The following is a 16,251-nucleotide window of genomic DNA, read 5'->3' as shown; positions in this document are numbered from 1 at the left end:
TTAATATTTAAGCATTAAGATTAAAATCATTAAGTCAGACTCAATTTTCTTAATAGTAAAAAAAAGAAACAACATGAAAAAAATTACGATTGCAATATTGACTTTATTTTTTGCGAAAAATATTTCAGCACAGACACTGAATAAAATGCAATGGTTTAATGAACCTGAAAAATGGGAAATTAAAAACAATGCTTTAATTATGAATGTTACTGCAAACAGCGATTATTGGAGAATTTCGCATTATGGTTTTACGGTAGATGATGCGCCTTTTTATTACGCAACTTATGGAGGCGAGTTTGAAGCGAAAGTAAAATTGACGGGAAATTATATTGCTCGTTTTGATCAGATGGGATTAATGATTCGTATTGACGAAAAGAATTATATCAAAACAGGAGTAGAGTTCGTTGACGGAAAATTTAATGTCAGCACAGTTGTAACACACGATAAAAGTGATTGGAGTGTGACGACTTTAGACAAAGTGCCTCCTTTTATTTGGATTAAAGCGGTAAGAAGATTAGATGCCGTTGAAATATTTTATTCTTTTGACGATAAAAACTATATCCTAACCAGAAATGCGCCTTTGCAAGACAACACTCCAGTTATGGTTGGTTTAATGGCCGCTTCTCCAGATGGAAAAGGCTTTGAAGCAAAATTCGAAAACTTCTCTGTAAAACATTTACCAGACCAAAGAAGATTAGAATGGCTTAAAAATCACCAATAGATTAAATTCCAATTTAAAAATTCCAAACTTAATTTTCAAATTTTAAGAGTGTAGAAAATCTAAAATCTGCAATTAAAAACCTAACTTAACCTTAAACCAAACATAAATGAGTTCAATTTCAGTTGATATTAAACCCAAAAAGCACTACGAAATTCTGGACGGATTACGTGGTGTTGCCGCTATTTTAGTAGTTGCTTTTCATATTTTTGAAGCTTTTGCTGGTGGCAATAGATTTGTTCAAATTATAAATCACGGATATCTGGCCGTTGATTTCTTTTTTCTTTTATCTGGATTTGTAGTGGCTTATGCGTACGATGACCGCTGGGGGAAAATGGGGCAATGGGAGTTTTACAAACGCCGTTTAATCCGTTTACAGCCAATGGTAATTTTAGGAATGATCATTGGTGCTATATTTTACTATTTTCAAGCTTCAGATACATTATTCCCTATGATTGCAGGAATGGAAGTTTGGAAAGTGATTCTGACAATGGTAATAGGTTTTACGTTATTGCCAATTCCGCCTTCAATGGAAATTAGAGGTTGGGGAGAAATGCATCCTTTAAATGGTCCAGCATGGTCACTTTTTTTCGAATATATTGCAAACATCTTGTACGCCTTAATCTTCCGTAAATTTTCGAATAAAGTGCTATCAGTTTTTGTATTGATATTTGCCGGACTGTTAATTAATTATACAGTCTTTGGACCAAAAGGAGATGTAATCGGCGGCTGGTCATTAAATTGGAGACAAATGAATATTGGTTTTACCCGTTTATTGTATCCGTTTTTTGCTGGAGTATTATTGTGCCGTTTAGGAAAATTAATCCATGTAAAAAATGCTTTCTGGGTTTGTAGCATCCTAATAACAATTGTTTTGGCATTGCCAAGATTTGGAGATGAAAATAGCCTTTGGATAAACGGTTTATACGAATCAATCTGTATTATTTTTATTTTCCCTCTAATTGTAGCAATCGGGGCAGGGGGAGAAATTAAAAATGAATTTTCATTAAAAATCTGTAAACTATTAGGAGACATCTCTTATCCAATTTACATTACACACTATCCATTAATTTATTGGTTTACAGCATGGATTGTAGATAATAAAGTAACCATGGAAAATGGCTATTTAGAAGGAATAGGAGTATTGATTGTAAGTATAATATTGGCTTTTGTATGCTTAAAATTATACGATGAACCAGTAAGAAACTGGCTTGTGAAAAAATTTCAGAGAAAAAAAGGTTCTTTGTAAGGGACAAAGTTTCAAAGTGGCAAAGGTACAGAGGTGAAAAACTTTGTCTCTTTGTGCCTCTGCAACTCTAGACCTCAAAAAAATGAATTTCTAAATTTTGTTAGTTATAGATATTCAAAAAGGGATAAACTTAATGTTTATCCCTTTTCTTTTTTGGGATTACTTCATTACAGGTCATCATTCCGTAGGAATGTTTAATCGGTAGAATAGAATAATGCCTATAGATATTACGTTCCGTGGGAACGTTTGATTTAGACATCGTTTCTAACATTTGAGAGATTTCAAACGTTCCTACAGAACGTAAAAAAAACGGGATGAAATTATTATTTTCTACCGATGAAATGTTCCTACGGAACAAAAATATATAAAGAAAAAGTGACTGTCTCGAAATCGAAACAACCACTTTTTTTCGGATAGAAATAAAGACAATCAAAGGAAAAACTCTGTCCCTTTGAACCTTTGCATCTTTGAACCTTAAAAGAAAATTATTCTAACACCAATTGCCCCAAAGCTTCTTTACTGAAACCCTTCAACTCATCAGTTTTTCCAGCTTTGATTTTAGCAACCCAATTTGGATCAGATAATAGAGGTCTTCCAACGGCAACCAAATCAAAATCGCCTCTGTCGAAACGTCTGTTTAATTCTTCTAAAGAAGTTGGTTGCGAACTTTCTCCAGCAAAAGCACCGAAGAAATCACCAGAAAGTCCAACAGAACCAACAGTAATAGTTGGCGCTCCAGTAACTTTTTTAGCCCATCCTGCAAAGTTCAAATCTGAATCTTCGAATTCTGGTTCCCAGAAACGGCGTTGTGAAGCGTGAATAATATCAACTCCGGCATCAACAAGAGGAGTAAGCCAAGCTTCTAATTCTTGCGGATTTTTAGCCAGTTTATAATTGTAATCAGAAGGTTTAAATTGAGAAAATCTCATGATTACTGCAAAATCATCACCAACTTGTCTTCTTACTTCTTTAATCACTTCAATAGCAAAACGGTTACGTTCTGGCAAAGTTTTTCCGCCATAAATATCCTCACGCAAGTTTGTTTCAGCTCTAAAGAACTGATCAATTAAATAACCATGTGCACCGTGAATTTCAACAGTATCAAATCCTAATCTTTTGGCATCTGCAGCAGCTTTTCCAAAAGCTAGAATGGTTTCTTCAATGTCTTTTTCAGTCATGGCAACACCATTTCTAAAATCAGGACGATTTAATCCAGATGGACCTTCAAATGGAACAGGAGGAACCCATCCAGAATGATGATTGTCCATAATTCCCATATGCCAGATTTGCGGTCCCATTTTTCCGCCTCCAGCATGAACTCCATCAATCACTTTTTTCCATCCATTTAAAGCTAAATCGCCATAAAAGTGAGGAACATTCGCATCATTAGAAGAAGATTTTCTGTCAATAACAGTTCCTTCAGACAAAATTAATCCAACTTCGCCCTCAGCTCTTTTTTGGTAGTAAGCTGCGACTTCATCAGTTGGAACTCCGTTAGGAGAAAAAGAGCGCGTCATTGGCGCCATTACAATTCGGTTTTTCAGATTTAACGACTTTAAGTTAAATTCAGAAAAGAGGTTGTTTGTACTCATAGTAATTTTACAAATTAGATTGAATTAATTTACTAAGTGCTTCAAAGGCACCTTCGTTACGTTTATAATAAGTCCATTGTCCAACACGTTTGGCTTCTATAAAACCTGCGCGCTGTAAAATAGAAAGGTATTCGGATACTGTGGATTGTGTCAAACCAGCTTTGGCTTGAATCTGTCCAACGCAGACTCCATGCTCAAATCCTGCATGTTCCAATTGGCCAGGAAAGTTAATTTCGGGCTCTTTTAGCCATTCCAACATTTGCAGTCGGGACTTATTAGATAATGCTTTAAAAATTTCTATCGTTTCCATGATGCAAATATATCGACTTTTCCCGATATATGAATTTAAAGAAAAATATTTAGGATAATTTTATGATTGGGATGATGAAATGGAGAGTAATTTAATAAAGAAAATTTATATTTGTTTTTTTATAATCTCGTTGAGATGAGCAGTTTTTACACTCATTTTATGTCATTTCGACGAAGGAGAAATCTCCCCAAGTAACTCTGCAACGAATGTCTAATCTTTGTCGAGCTTCTCGTGGAGATTTCTCCTTCGTCGAAATGACAAACTCGTGTGTTGATTACGAGATTAAAAAAATTCCCAAAACAAACAAAACTTAATCTATTATGAAAAAAACTTTACTTATCGTAGCATTCTTATGCTGTGCAATTACCAATTCTAAAGCTCAAGTTGTAGGTGTAGATGTTGGAGATATTGCTCCAGAAATCGATCTTCCGGATACAAAAGGAGAAAAAGTAGCGCTTTCTTCTTTGCGAGGAACTTTAGTGTTAGTTGACTTTTGGGCTTCTTGGTGCGGGCCTTGCATTAAGGAACAGCCATTATTAATCAAATTGCACAATGCTTATCCAGACAAATTATCGATTTATGGAGTTTCTATGGATACTAAAAAGCCATTATGGACAGGAGCAATTGCAAAAGCAAAATTGCCTTGGACAAATGTTAGTGACTTAAAATACTGGCAGTCTCCAGTTATAGGAGATTATATGCTTCAATCTATTCCGTTGAATTTTTTGATTGATAAAAACGGAATCATTTTAGCTAAAAATATTCACGGACAAGCTTTAGAAGCTAAAATTAAAGAACTTTTAGAGGTACAGTAGTTTTATTAAACCGCAAAGGCCGCAAAGATTTACGCAAGGTTCGCAAAGTTTTTTAATTCTTAGCGTGCTTAGCGTAAATCTTTGCGGCCTTTGCGGTTAAAAACAAAAGTCCAATCAAGAAAGATTGGGCTTTTAATTTTTAATTCCAGATTTTTAATTCTTTTCTTAAGACTCTTTAATCACTTTCTTTACACCTCCAAAATTCGTTTTCAGCATTTCTCTAATCTGAAACTGCGTTTTGTTTTGAGAAGCGCTTTTCCAATCTTTCAGATCAAAAATATGAATCTGATCTGCGTAAGGATTAGTTAAGAATGAAATTCGTGAAATGGTATATTTATAATATTTCAGTTCGTGCGAGACATGTCGATTTGGAACAACAATTAGTATGTTTTCCCAGTTCAAAAAGTCTTTCGGAACATCTTTTCTTTCTAATAATCCTAAAGATTCAAAAAAAGCGACAATCTTCTGATCATTAAGTTTGCTAATCTTCTGATCAAGGTTTTTAAAAGTTGTCTGGAGTCTATTTTCGTTAATAATAGTACTCATAGTGGTAATTGCTTTTTATGATTTAAATATAAAATTACATCAAAAGAAAATTATTTTTGAATCTGAAGCCATTAGATTCATTCTAAATTTTGAAAGCCCATTCTAGAAGCATTTGTTATGAATGAGTTATCATATTTTGATAAAATACTATTAATGTTTCTTTTCTAAAAGCCTTATTTTTATCGCTATTTGAATTTACTAACAAACCAAACCTATGAAAACCACTTTTCTCTTAAGAACAATTCTTTGTTTTTTTATTCTATTCTCTATTCCTGTTTTTGCACAAAACAAATCAGAACGAGAACTTATTTTAATTGATAAAGACTGGCGGTTTTCATTTGGACATTTATATGATACCAAGAAAGATTTCGGGCATGCAGAAGGTTACTTTTCCTATTTGACCAAAACAGGATTTGCTGACGGGCCAGCAGCTTCTGGTTTTGACGATCGCGCATGGAGAAAATTAGATCTTCCGCACGATTGGGCAGTCGAACAGCCTTTTAGCGAAAGCGCAAGTTTTAGCCACGGATTTAAAGCGACGGGAAAAAACTTTCCAGAGAAAAGCATTGGCTGGTACAGAAAAAAGATAAACATTTCAAATGATGATTTAGGAAAGATAATTTCTCTAAAATTTGATGGCGTTTTTAGAAATTCAAAAGTCTTTTTTAACGGATTTTATTTAGGAACACAAGAAAGCGGTTATAATGGTTTTGAGTATGATGTAACGGCTTATGTTAATTATGGTGGCGAAAACACAATCGTAGTCCGTGTTGATGCTTCAATGGAAGAAGGTTGGTTTTATGAAGGAGCAGGGATTTATAGACATGTATATCTTCAAAAAACAAATCCGCTTCATGTGGCGCAGAACGGAACTTATGCAACTTCAGAAATTACAAATAATAATGCTGTAGTTACGGCAGAAGTAAAATTGGAAAACAAAGGTCATTATAAAGGAAATGTTGAAATAAATCAAACTATTTTAGACGCTTCAGGAAAGCAAGTAGCAACAAATTCTGAAAATGTTTCTGCTCCTGAATTTTACAAAACAAACACTTATACATCAAAATTAAATGTCAAAAACCCGCTTTTATGGGATGTTGATGCTCCTAATTTGTATCAGTTAATTACTGAAATCAAAAGTGATGGAAAAGTAATTGATCAATACAGAACTTCTTTCGGAATCAGAACTATAAAATTTGATCCAGAAAATGGTTTTTTCCTTAACGGAAAACATGTAAAGCTAAAAGGAACAAACAATCATCAGGATCATGCAGGAATTGGAACGGCGCTTCCAGATGAGATTCAGTATTATAGAATTGCAAAACTGAAAGAAATGGGCTCAAATGCCTATCGTTGTTCGCATCATCCGCCAACACCAGAATTATTGGATGCTTGCGATAAATTAGGAATGTTGGTTATTGATGAAACGCGTTTAATGGGAATCAACGAGTATCATTTGAATGATTTGCAGCGAATGATGGAGCGCGACCGAAATCATCCGAGTATTTTCTGCTGGTCGGTTGGAAATGAAGAATGGCAGATTGAAGGCGGAATTACAGGCGAAAGAATTACCAATATTATGCAAGATTTTAGTAAAAGCATCGATCCGACAAGACCTGTAACAGTTGGAATTAGTAGCGGATTTAAAAGCGGGATTTCTTCTGTAGTAGAAATTATGGGTTACAATTATCTCGGAAATGGAGATATCGACGCGCATAGAAATCAGTTTAAAAATCAGCCTGGAATGGGAACCGAGGAAGGTTCGACTTTTGCAACGCGAGGCATTTATTTTACTGATGATGCCAAACATTATCAAAGCGCTTATGATAAAAAACCGAGACCAACTTTTTATAGTATCGAAGAAGGCTGGAAATTCTATGCCGAAAGATCTTATTTGGCCGGAATGTTTATCTGGACAGGTTTCGATTATCGTGGCGAACCAACGCCTTATGGCTGGCCATCTGTAACTTCTTATTTCGGAATGATGGATGTCTGCGGTTTCCCAAAAGACAATGTTTTTTATTTAAAATCATGGTGGGGAAAAGAGCCTGTTCTGCATCTATTACCGCATTGGAATTGGACTGGAATGGAAGGTGCAGCAATTGATGTTTGGGCGTATTCTAATTGTGATGAAGTAGAGCTTTTCCTTAACAAAAAGAGTTTAGGAAAAAAGAAAATGGAACAAAACGGCCATTTAGAATGGAAAGTGAATTATGTTGCTGGAACTCTAGAAGCTGTTGGATATAAAAACGGTAAAAAAGTACTTTCAGATGTTAAAAAAACAACGGGCAAACCAGAAAACATCAAATTGTCATTAGATAAAGAAAATGTTTTAAAAGGAAATGTTTCGGTTGTAACGGTTGAAACTACAGATAAAAGTGGCTTGCACGTTCCGACCGCAAATAGCGAAATTATGTTTTCTATAAAGGGAGGAAAAATTTTAGGAGTCGGTAACGGAGATCCAACTTCGCTAGAAAGTGATCAATTTATTGATGATATTGCTTTGGTTGCTATAAGTAATTTTATGGAACAAAAAGAAACAATTGCGACTCTGCCTCAGCAATTACGCAATTATTCAGAAAATGAGTGGACAGAAGCTTTTAAAGACCGTGATTACAAAAAACAAGCGCCATCTTATATTTATAAAGGTGAATTTAATTTAAAGAGCAATTCAGCTTCTAATACAGTGAGCTTCTTTTATAAAAAAATAGGAACGGAAACAGTGGTTTTTATAAATGGAAATAAAGTAGAACCAAGTAAAGAAGATTCACAAAAATATACTTTGAATGCATCTATTTTAAAAGAAGGTAAAAACACGATTCATATTGCGGCAACACCTTTACAAAAAGTAAAAGACTGGGATGTAATGAATACAGATCCAGGAATCATTCAAATTATCACGCCAGCAGAATCTTGGAAAAGAAAGCTTTTTAATGGTTATGCGCAAATCATTATTCAGAAAGATGAAAATGCTAAAGAAGTAGTTTTGTCTGCTTCCTCAAAAGGATTACGTGCTGCCATTTTTAAAAATTAAATTAACCGCAATCCCGATAACTATCGGGATTGCGGTTAAACCTGAAACTTTAAACCTGAAACAAAAAATATTGTTTGATTTTCATAACTTTGCAAAATGAATAATCAGACAGAAACTCAGAATTGCGATTTTACTTCAGATTTAAAAATGAAGGGCTTTAAAGTGTATCCTATAAATGGAGATTTCAGTAAAGTTCCCGTTTACAGCCGAAGAGACTTTTATAAAATCTGCATAAACACTAGCAAAAGTATTATACAATACGCCGATCGCGGAATAGAAACCGACGGAACGATTTTGTTTTTTGGTAATCCGATTATTCCGTATTCATGGGAAACGGTTTCTGAGAAATTTGAAGGTTATGCTTGTGTTTTTACTGAGGAATTTTTTAAAACAAAAGACCGATCAGAAACCCTTCAGGAATCGCCTTTGTTTAAAATAGGAGGAACGCCAATTTTTACTTTAACTCCTGAACAAAAAGTGTTTATCGATTCTTTATTCCAAAAAATGATTCAAGAATACGAAACCGATTATGCTTTCAAAGATGATTTGATGCGCAGTTACGTCAATTTGATTATTCATGAATCCATGAAAATGCAACCTTCAGAGAACTTCTTTAAACATAAAAATGCATCGTCAAGGATTACTTCGCTGTTTTTAGAATTATTAGAAAGACAATTTCCAATAGAGACAAAAGATCAGCCATTAGTTTTAAAAACACCTCAAGATTATGCGCAAAGCCTTTCTGTACATGTGAATCACTTAAATCGTTCTGTGAAAGAAGTTACAGGAAAACCGACAACGGCACACATTACAGAAAGAGTGATCAATGAAGCAAAAGCTTTGTTGCAGCACACAGATTGGAGCATTTCTGATATTGGTTATTCGCTTGGATTTGAGTATCCGAGTTATTTCAATAATTATTTTAAAAGACTTACAGGAACGGTTCCAAAATCGCTTCGAATGTAAATTGTTTCAATTTCTTAATTTTTTGTTTGAATATTGTTATTTTGGGATTGCAGTATTGCACTACATTTGCCCTGAAATAAACAACGAACTCTTTGTATCAGTTTTTTAAATGACTAAATAATACTTCACAAAAGCAATGCTCCGCTTTGCATTTAGTTTTAAATTCTGATAATAGAAAAATATAAAATTTTTAAAGTATAAATTAAAATCAAAATCTCCTTCTAAAAAGAGATTCGATGTACTGATTATTTCATTCAAATAAGCTTATAAGAATTTTAAAAATTAATTATTAACCTAAAAACAACGAAATTATGTCGACACATTTCACTGCTGTAATCGAAGAAGGTAAAATTCCAAACACTTATATGACAGGCGAAGTGTCATATAAAAAGCAAACAAGCGAAATTCACCCTGAAAATACTGTAATAAAAGATATTTCTTTTGAACCCGGAGCGAGAAGCAATTGGCACAGTAATGCAAGTTTGCAATTAATCATTGTAACAGATGGAGTTGGCTATTACCAAGAAAGAGGCGGACAAATTAATCTTATCGAAAAAGGAAAGGTAATTACTGTTTTGCCTGGAGTAGAACATTGGTACGGAGCAACACCAAACACCAAATATTCTCATATCACCATTGTGACAGAAGTAGACAAAGGCTCGGGAGTATGGCTGGATAGTGTTACTGACGAAGAGTATTATTCTTTTTAAAGATGCTAAGGTTCTAAGATTCTGAGATTCTAAGTTTTTTTACGCAGATCTTACTGATTTATAACAGATTATATTTTTTGATTAGATAAAAATAATCGAAATTTATATAACTGTTTGCAAATCAGTATAAGTCAGCCGGATTTCTATTGCAATTTCAGAACGGTTTTAAACCTGTCCCGATAGCTATCGGGATGAAACAAAAACAAAAAACAACAATATAATTATGGAAACAAAAAACATTAAAGCCTTTGGTACAGAAGCTGCCGAAGCACCACTAAAAACCTTAGATATTAAAAGAAGAGCTGTACAAGCGCATGATGTAGAAATTGAAATTTTATATTGCGGAATCTGCCACTCAGATTTGCATACCGCTAGAAATGAATGGCATGGAACCATTTATCCGATTGTTCCGGGACATGAGATTGTGGGACGCGTGACTAAAGTTGGAGATCATGTAAAAGGCTTCAAAGTTGGAGATTTAGCTGGAGTGGGTTGTTTGGTTGATTCTTGTAGAGAGTGCGAACATTGCAAAAATGATTTAGAGCAATTCTGCGATGAAGGAAGTACTCAGACGTTTAATTCGCCAGACAAACATTTAGGAGGACAAACTTATGGAGGTTATTCTCAAAGCATTACAGTAGACGAAAGCTTCGTTTTGCATATTTCAGATAAGTTAGATTTAGCTGCTGTTGCTCCATTATTATGTGCAGGAATTACGACTTACTCACCATTAAAACATTGGAAAGTCGGTCCAGGTCAAAAAGTCGGAATTGTAGGTATCGGCGGCCTTGGTCACATGGGAATTAAGATAGCTAAAGCTATGGGCGCTCATGTAGTGGTTTTTACAACATCTTTATCTAAAACAGACGATGCAAAACGTCTTGGAGCAGATGAGGTGGTATTGTCTACAGACGAAGCGCAAATGGCAGCGCATGCAAGAAGTTTGAATTTTATTTTAGACTGCGTTTCTGCCGAACACAGTATTGATGCATATTTAAATTTACTAAAAGTAGACGGAACATTAACTCTGGTTGGAGCACCAATGGATCCGCTTCCTGTAACTTCTTTCAGCTTGATTTTAGGTAGAAGAAGCTTCTCAGGATCTCTTATTGGAGGACTTGCCGAAACTCAGGAAATGCTTGATTTCTGTGCCGAACATAATATCACATCAGATGTCGAAGTAATCGGTGTAAATGATGTAAACGACGCCTACGAAAGATTATTAAAAGGAGACGTTAAATATCGTTTTGTGATTGATATGGCGTCGCTTAAATAAGATGCTAAGTTGTTAAGATTCTAAAATACTACGTTTTTCTTTTGTGCTTAGAATCTTAGCGAATTTAGAAATTAATAAAGCAGAACGATGATCTTAGCATCTCAAAAAAACAACCCCTCAAGCAATTCAACTCTTGAAGGGGTTTTTAGCAAAGATTTGAGGTTCTTAGACTCAATAAGCTTATAATCTCAGAACCTTAGAATCTTAGCGTCTTAATTCATTTTACTTTTTATCTAAGTTTTGTTTTAGCATTTTAGCGTGTTCCAAATGAGCTGTTAAACCTGCAATATTGTTAGAAGCCCAAGTTCTTATTTCTTGATCGTTAGCATCTTTTGCAGCTTTATCCAGTTTTTTAATTGCTTTTTCGTGACCGTCAATCATCATGTCAGCGAATTTTTTATCAAAATCAACACCCGATTTTTCGTTTAATTTATTGTATTCTTCTTGACCTTCTTCAGTTAAAGAAGTTGGAAGAGTAAAGTTTTTCGCTTTTGCTAAAGCACTCACTTCAGAAGCTGATTTTGTATGCTCATCAACAAGCATTTTACCAAATTTTTTCACTTCAGGATTTGTACTTTTTGTTTGAGCCAGTTTACCAATTTCAATTTCAGCTAAATTAATTTCGGCTTGATCTACTAAAAATTCAGAGTCATCTTCTTTACTGTCAATAGAATCGAATTTTGCTTCGTTTGCATCTTCAGCGACTTCTTTTGGATCTTCTTGTTTGGTTTCGTTTTTACAAGATTGAAGGAATATAATGATAAGTCCTGCTCCTAAAATGGCTTTTCCGGCTAATAATAACTTTTTCATGATTTTAATAGTTTAATGTTATAATGTAAAATTATGGAGAAGCTGTAAGAAAATTTTACAGGATTTTTAGGGATTGTTATAGGATTTGGATGCAGTTTTTATTAAACCTATTTTTGTTTAAAAGATTTTAATTATACTATATTATAATTTCTAGAAACTAATTAATGAATATGAATTTTTTTGACAAATTTTTTGATTTTGTTTTTGATGAAAGGAAAAAAATTTCATCGAAAGCTGCTATAATAATACTAGTGCTATTTGGAGTGCTGCTCATAAATAATGTTCTAGGAGTTTCTAGTAATTATGTTGTCAATAATAAAATTGAACAAATTCAAAAATTAAATTTGATAATTTCTAATCCTGCATCAGATAGTGTTACTATTAAAGCAGCTAAAAAAATTAGAGAAGAAATTTTTTCAAGGAAAAGTGTTTTAGAATATTCATATGATTACTTTGCTCAATTGTCTTTTAGAAAAGACATAAAAAAAGATAATATTTCAAAATCAGTTAAACCAGTAGAAGAAATAGATGCGCCAAGTGATTTTTGGTTTTATTTTACGGCATCTGGAGTATATATATTATTAGGAATTGCAATGATATTTTTAATGTTGTTTATAGATAAAGTATCCACAATTTCTCAAAGGGTAGCAGTAACTCTTATATTAGTTACAACTTTTTTTGGTTTAGGTCAAATTTTTTATTGGTTATGTAGTTTAATACCAATGATTTTATCCAATTCGTGGATATTGAATTATTTAGTTAATCTAATTATTCAAATAGGAACAATTTTTATATTTATTTGGATGAACATTAAATTGCAAAAATTAAATTAATAACTCATTTTTTTTCTTATTATAATCCCAACTCCAAAAGAGTTGGGATTTTTTTGCATCTCACATCTCACATCTTACATTTCACAAAAAAAAAGAAAAATTTACATCTCCACTTTCACAATTCCCATCCTACAAAAATGAAATTTCCAGCAAAAATTCTATAACAGATTCGCTTAACTTTTTGAAGAACTTTGACTTATCAGATTTTTTAGAATTTAATCCCTTAAAAAAGATATAGTCATGCCAGATCCAAGAATTAAGAATGAAGAGCAATATGAAGCATTGGTAAAAAAAGGATACAGCAAAGAAAAATCGGCTCGTATTGCCAATACGCCAAATGCAGGAAAGAAAGGCGGAAAAGAAAAGCCTTATGATGAATGGACCAAAGAAGAACTTTTGAAACAAGCCAGTAAAGTAGGCATAAAGGGAAGATCTTATATGAACAAAAAAGACTTAATTGAGTCTTTAAGAAATAATTAAAATTATTTAAAACTATTTCTGTGATAAATTTTTAAATACCATGAATGCGGCGAAAAAAGAAAATTTAATGAATCAGCTAATTAAAGCGCCACATCTAGTTATTGAAAAACTAGACTTGGAATATATTAATGATCATCAGTTAACTATTGTTCGATGCCGCGAAGGAGAAAATTTCGTTTATAAAAAAAACGGAAAGAATGTAAAGAGCAAACATGAAATTAAACGCATTAATAGTTTGGTGCTTCCGCCAGCATGGGAGAATGTTCGCATAACAGATGTTACAAACGGACATTTACAAGCGGTAGGAACAGATCTTAAAAATAGGAAACAATACCGTTATCATCCGAGATGGAATTTGATTCGAAACCAAACCAAGTTTTATAAAATTGCTGAATTTGGAGCTAAACTTCCAGCCATTAGAAAACAAGTTGATCTTGATTTGGAGAAGAAAGAATGGTCTAAGGAAAAAGTGACCGCTTTGGTAATTCGATTAATGGAAGAAACGCATATTAGAATTGGAAATGAGAAATATGCTAAGGATAATAAATCGTATGGACTTTCGACTTTAAGAAAACGCCACATCAATATCAATAGAAATTCGCTTCGATTTGAGTTTATCGGTAAAAAGGGAAAACAGCACACTATTACCACTCGAAATAAGCAGTTGGTTAAACTGGTAAGCCGTTGTGAAGAAATTCCAGGCTATGAGGTTTTTAAATATTATGATAAAAATGGCGAAAGAAAAGTTTTAGACAGTCATGCTGTAAATGAATATCTGCACAATATTTCTGGAGAATATTTTAGTGCAAAAGATTTCAGAACTTGGGCTGCTTCTATCATTTTCTTTGAAAGTTTAATGGAAATGGGAGTTACTTCAGACGAGAAAGAGATCAAACAGAATATTATCACAGCTTTTGATCTCACGGCCGAAGCGCTTGGAAATACTAGAAAAGTCTGCAAAGATTATTATGTTCATCCGCTTTTAATTTCTACTTACGAAGACGGTTCTATTCAGCAATATTTTGATTTGGCAAAGAAAAGCCGAAGCACTCGAAAATATTTTACAAAATCAGAAATAGCATTTTCTGAATTGATTCAGAATTACGAAATCAATTTAGAAACGCCTTGTTCCTAAAGAGTTACTGCATCTCTCCAAAAGCTTAAAAAGTTTGCAATACAAACAAAATCATTATTAACTAAAAAACTATTATTATGTTACGTTGGACAGTCACTTTTATTATTCTAGCCATAGTGGCGGGAATATTTGGTTTCGGTGGAATTGCTGCCGGAGCTGCTAGTATAGCTAAAATTTTATTCTTTATATTTTTAGTTCTATTCGTTATTTCATTAATCAGCGGAAGATCTACAAGGGTATAAAATATCAGTAAATAAAAATAAATTTAAAACGGCACATTGACTTTTATAATGTGTCGTTTTGTGGTTTCTGTAATAATTATAAAACCACGAAGGACGATAATCCAGTACTGAAAATTATTGGAGATTAAGTAGTTAAATTTTAGACTCAAAAAAACCGTCTCGTTATTTAACGAGACGGTTTTTATTTTTTACTGATAAGAAAATATTAAAATCGACGTGGATCATTTTCTGGATAACTTTCGTCATCATTGTCTTCTTGCACATCGTCTTCAATGTAGTCCGTATCATTGTTGTCAATATCTTCTTCTATGAAATCGTCGTCATCCTCATCTTCATCTTCATCTTCATCGTCAATGTCTTCCAGGACATCTTCGGTTTCATTAAAGTCAAATTCGTCTTCTTTTAGATCTGAGGGATTGTCAAATTCGTCATTTTCTTCAATATAATTATCATCTTCCAGTTCGACTTCATATATTTCATCGTTGTTGTTTTCTAAGTCTCTGTCGTTATGAAAATCATCATTAAGATCATCTAAATCGTCATCGCTTACAAAATCTTCCTGATCAGGATTTGGCCTATTCGGATTATAGCCATTTCGAACCATATAGCCTCTTTCGACAATTTCTCTATTATCATTATCTGTTTGTCTTCCATCATCTTTTAAGTCTTCTCCTAAATTTCGATCATCAGAAAAATGATTTTTTAAATCTGTGTTATAGCTGTTTTTTTTATTGATAGTATTCATGATATCTTGTTTTTTATGATTAATAATTACAAAGCTAGCGTGAAGATTTAAGGAATTACTTATAAGATTTCTAAGTGTAATTGTATAATTAACAGATGTTTAGAATAGAATTTAAAGTTGAAATCATATAACCCCTCTGGCAGTACACGCAGTAATTTTATCATCATATTAATCATAAAAATTATTACCATGAAAACGACAGATAGTAAAAATGCAACTACTGCAAAAGAAACTAAAAAAGAGACCACGCCAAGAGGAGTTACTAAACCAAAATCGAGTGCAGCTTCAGGATTAACTGAATTATTTGAAGAAGGACTAAAAGATATTTACTGGGCAGAAAAAGCTTTGACAAAAGCATTGCCAGTAATGGTAAAGAATGCTTCTTCTGTAGAATTGAAAGATGCGATTGACAATCATTTAACAGAAACAGAAGAACAGATTGTCCGTTTAGAAGAAGTATTTAAAATTATTGGTAAAAAGGCAAGTGCAAAAAAATGCGATGCTATGGAAGGTTTAATCGAGGAAGCTAAGGGAATGCTGGAAGAAACCGGGTTTGGAGTAGTGCGTGATGCTGGAATTATTGCTGCAAGCCAAAAAATAGAACATTACGAAATTGCTACTTACGGTACTTTAAGACAATTTGCAGAAACTCTAGGTATTGCTGAAGCAGCCACTTTGCTAGAGCAAACACTTGATGAAGAAAAAGGTGCTGATAAAACACTTACAGAAGTTGCTGTAAATGCAGTGAATCTCGAAGCCGCCGAAATTGAATAAGGCGGCGATAAATAAA

At 33.5% G+C, this 16,251-nt stretch carries 17 protein-coding genes; 12 read left to right on the top strand and 5 right to left on the bottom strand.

Annotation, left to right across the window (positions count from 1 at the left end):
• The first annotated feature begins 73 nt into the window (after positions 1–73).
• Positions 74–721, top strand: a complete 648-nt coding sequence (locus NU08_RS09430) for a DUF1349 domain-containing protein (protein ID WP_129746883.1) — start codon at positions 74–76, stop codon at positions 719–721.
• Positions 722–827: 106 nt separating this feature from the next.
• Positions 828–1,967, top strand: coding sequence for an acyltransferase family protein (locus tag NU08_RS09425; RefSeq protein WP_129746882.1), 1,140 nt, complete (start codon positions 828–830; stop codon positions 1,965–1,967).
• Between the two features lie 485 nt (positions 1,968–2,452).
• On the opposite strand, the gene NU08_RS09420 is transcribed toward NU08_RS09425, so the two are convergent.
• Together NU08_RS09420 and NU08_RS09415 are read right to left on the bottom strand one after the other, a co-directional pair.
• The gene (locus NU08_RS09420) at positions 2,453–3,559 is read right to left on the bottom strand and encodes an NADH:flavin oxidoreductase (protein ID WP_129746881.1); all 1,107 of its coding nucleotides are present in this window, start codon (positions 3,557–3,559) and stop codon (positions 2,453–2,455) included.
• A gap of 7 nt (positions 3,560–3,566) precedes the next feature.
• Complete coding sequence (locus NU08_RS09415) at positions 3,567–3,869, bottom strand: ArsR/SmtB family transcription factor (protein WP_091496855.1); 303 nt, start codon at positions 3,867–3,869, stop codon at positions 3,567–3,569.
• Between the two features lie 320 nt (positions 3,870–4,189).
• On the opposite strand from NU08_RS09415, the gene NU08_RS09410 reads away from it, so the two are divergent.
• Positions 4,190–4,684: a TlpA family protein disulfide reductase gene (locus NU08_RS09410; RefSeq protein ID WP_129746880.1), complete on the top strand. Its 495-nt coding sequence runs from the start codon at positions 4,190–4,192 to the stop codon at positions 4,682–4,684.
• A gap of 165 nt (positions 4,685–4,849) precedes the next feature.
• Here NU08_RS09410 and NU08_RS09405 read toward each other — a convergent pair whose 3' ends face one another.
• Positions 4,850–5,230 (bottom strand): hypothetical protein, encoded by a 381-nt coding sequence (locus NU08_RS09405; protein ID WP_129746879.1) that lies wholly within the window; start codon positions 5,228–5,230, stop codon positions 4,850–4,852.
• Between the two features lie 214 nt (positions 5,231–5,444).
• Here NU08_RS09405 and galA point away from each other — a divergent pair, with 214 nt between their 5' ends.
• The 4 genes from galA (at position 5,445) to NU08_RS09385 (ending at position 11,216) form a co-directional block, all read left to right on the top strand.
• Complete coding sequence (gene galA, locus NU08_RS09400; RefSeq protein ID WP_129746878.1) at positions 5,445–8,264, top strand: beta-galactosidase GalA; 2,820 nt, start codon at positions 5,445–5,447, stop codon at positions 8,262–8,264.
• Between the two features lie 96 nt (positions 8,265–8,360).
• The gene (locus NU08_RS09395) at positions 8,361–9,230 is read left to right on the top strand and encodes a helix-turn-helix domain-containing protein (protein ID WP_129746877.1); all 870 of its coding nucleotides are present in this window, start codon (positions 8,361–8,363) and stop codon (positions 9,228–9,230) included.
• Positions 9,231–9,541: 311 nt separating this feature from the next.
• A complete protein-coding gene (locus tag NU08_RS09390) occupies positions 9,542–9,940 on the top strand; it encodes a cupin domain-containing protein (protein WP_066034969.1) in 399 nt (132 codons plus the stop codon).
• Between the two features lie 223 nt (positions 9,941–10,163).
• Positions 10,164–11,216 carry an NAD(P)-dependent alcohol dehydrogenase gene (locus tag NU08_RS09385; RefSeq protein ID WP_129746876.1) on the top strand — a complete coding sequence of 351 codons (1,053 nt, stop codon included), beginning with the start codon at positions 10,164–10,166 and terminating at the stop codon, positions 11,214–11,216.
• Positions 11,217–11,438: 222 nt separating this feature from the next.
• On the opposite strand, the gene NU08_RS09380 is transcribed toward NU08_RS09385, so the two are convergent.
• Positions 11,439–12,026 carry a DUF4142 domain-containing protein gene (locus NU08_RS09380; protein WP_129746875.1) on the bottom strand — a complete coding sequence of 196 codons (588 nt, stop codon included), beginning with the start codon at positions 12,024–12,026 and terminating at the stop codon, positions 11,439–11,441.
• 170 nt (positions 12,027–12,196) lie between these two features.
• Here NU08_RS09380 and NU08_RS09375 point away from each other — a divergent pair, with 170 nt between their 5' ends.
• From NU08_RS09375 to NU08_RS09360, 4 genes are all read left to right on the top strand, one after another.
• A complete protein-coding gene (locus tag NU08_RS09375) occupies positions 12,197–12,859 on the top strand; it encodes a hypothetical protein (protein ID WP_129746874.1) in 663 nt (220 codons plus the stop codon).
• 240 nt (positions 12,860–13,099) lie between these two features.
• The gene (locus NU08_RS09370) at positions 13,100–13,339 is read left to right on the top strand and encodes a Rho termination factor (RefSeq protein WP_129746873.1); all 240 of its coding nucleotides are present in this window, start codon (positions 13,100–13,102) and stop codon (positions 13,337–13,339) included.
• A 67-nt stretch (positions 13,340–13,406) separates the two neighbouring features.
• The gene (locus NU08_RS09365; protein WP_317126352.1) at positions 13,407–14,474 is read left to right on the top strand and encodes a DNA topoisomerase IB; all 1,068 of its coding nucleotides are present in this window, start codon (positions 13,407–13,409) and stop codon (positions 14,472–14,474) included.
• A gap of 77 nt (positions 14,475–14,551) precedes the next feature.
• Positions 14,552–14,716: a DUF1328 domain-containing protein gene (locus NU08_RS09360; protein WP_008463190.1), complete on the top strand. Its 165-nt coding sequence runs from the start codon at positions 14,552–14,554 to the stop codon at positions 14,714–14,716.
• Between the two features lie 205 nt (positions 14,717–14,921).
• Here NU08_RS09360 and NU08_RS09355 read toward each other — a convergent pair whose 3' ends face one another.
• On the bottom strand, positions 14,922–15,461 hold the full coding sequence (locus NU08_RS09355) for a hypothetical protein (RefSeq protein ID WP_129746871.1): 540 nt from the start codon (positions 15,459–15,461) through the stop codon (positions 14,922–14,924).
• A gap of 189 nt (positions 15,462–15,650) precedes the next feature.
• Here NU08_RS09355 and NU08_RS09350 point away from each other — a divergent pair, with 189 nt between their 5' ends.
• Positions 15,651–16,235 carry a ferritin-like domain-containing protein gene (locus tag NU08_RS09350; protein WP_129746870.1) on the top strand — a complete coding sequence of 195 codons (585 nt, stop codon included), beginning with the start codon at positions 15,651–15,653 and terminating at the stop codon, positions 16,233–16,235.
• Positions 16,236–16,251 lie beyond the last annotated feature (16 nt).

It is taken from the genome of Flavobacterium anhuiense, assembly GCF_004151235.1.
Classification (GTDB): Bacteria; Bacteroidota; Bacteroidia; order Flavobacteriales; family Flavobacteriaceae; genus Flavobacterium; species Flavobacterium anhuiense_A.
This window is presented reverse-complemented; position numbering and strand designations above follow the sequence as displayed.

Bases quoted from the DNA above. Each gene is read 5' to 3' on its own strand.
- NU08_RS09430 (WP_129746883.1), top strand. From the start codon at position 74: ATGAAAAAAATTACGATTGCAATATTGACTTTATTTTTTGCGAAAAAT.
- NU08_RS09425 (WP_129746882.1), top strand. From the start codon at position 828: ATGAGTTCAATTTCAGTTGATATTAAACCCAAAAAGCACTACGAAATT.
- NU08_RS09420 (WP_129746881.1), bottom strand. From the start codon at position 3,559: ATGAGTACAAACAACCTCTTTTCTGAATTTAACTTAAAGTCGTTAAAT.
- NU08_RS09415 (WP_091496855.1), bottom strand. From the start codon at position 3,869: ATGGAAACGATAGAAATTTTTAAAGCATTATCTAATAAGTCCCGACTG.
- NU08_RS09410 (WP_129746880.1), top strand. From the start codon at position 4,190: ATGAAAAAAACTTTACTTATCGTAGCATTCTTATGCTGTGCAATTACC.
- NU08_RS09405 (WP_129746879.1), bottom strand. From the start codon at position 5,230: ATGAGTACTATTATTAACGAAAATAGACTCCAGACAACTTTTAAAAAC.
- galA (WP_129746878.1), top strand. From the start codon at position 5,445: ATGAAAACCACTTTTCTCTTAAGAACAATTCTTTGTTTTTTTATTCTA.
- NU08_RS09395 (WP_129746877.1), top strand. From the start codon at position 8,361: ATGAATAATCAGACAGAAACTCAGAATTGCGATTTTACTTCAGATTTA.
- NU08_RS09390 (WP_066034969.1), top strand. From the start codon at position 9,542: ATGTCGACACATTTCACTGCTGTAATCGAAGAAGGTAAAATTCCAAAC.
- NU08_RS09385 (WP_129746876.1), top strand. From the start codon at position 10,164: ATGGAAACAAAAAACATTAAAGCCTTTGGTACAGAAGCTGCCGAAGCA.
- NU08_RS09380 (WP_129746875.1), bottom strand. From the start codon at position 12,026: ATGAAAAAGTTATTATTAGCCGGAAAAGCCATTTTAGGAGCAGGACTT.
- NU08_RS09375 (WP_129746874.1), top strand. From the start codon at position 12,197: ATGAATTTTTTTGACAAATTTTTTGATTTTGTTTTTGATGAAAGGAAA.
- NU08_RS09370 (WP_129746873.1), top strand. From the start codon at position 13,100: ATGCCAGATCCAAGAATTAAGAATGAAGAGCAATATGAAGCATTGGTA.
- NU08_RS09365 (WP_317126352.1), top strand. From the start codon at position 13,407: ATGAATCAGCTAATTAAAGCGCCACATCTAGTTATTGAAAAACTAGAC.
- NU08_RS09360 (WP_008463190.1), top strand. From the start codon at position 14,552: ATGTTACGTTGGACAGTCACTTTTATTATTCTAGCCATAGTGGCGGGA.
- NU08_RS09355 (WP_129746871.1), bottom strand. From the start codon at position 15,461: ATGAATACTATCAATAAAAAAAACAGCTATAACACAGATTTAAAAAAT.
- NU08_RS09350 (WP_129746870.1), top strand. From the start codon at position 15,651: ATGAAAACGACAGATAGTAAAAATGCAACTACTGCAAAAGAAACTAAA.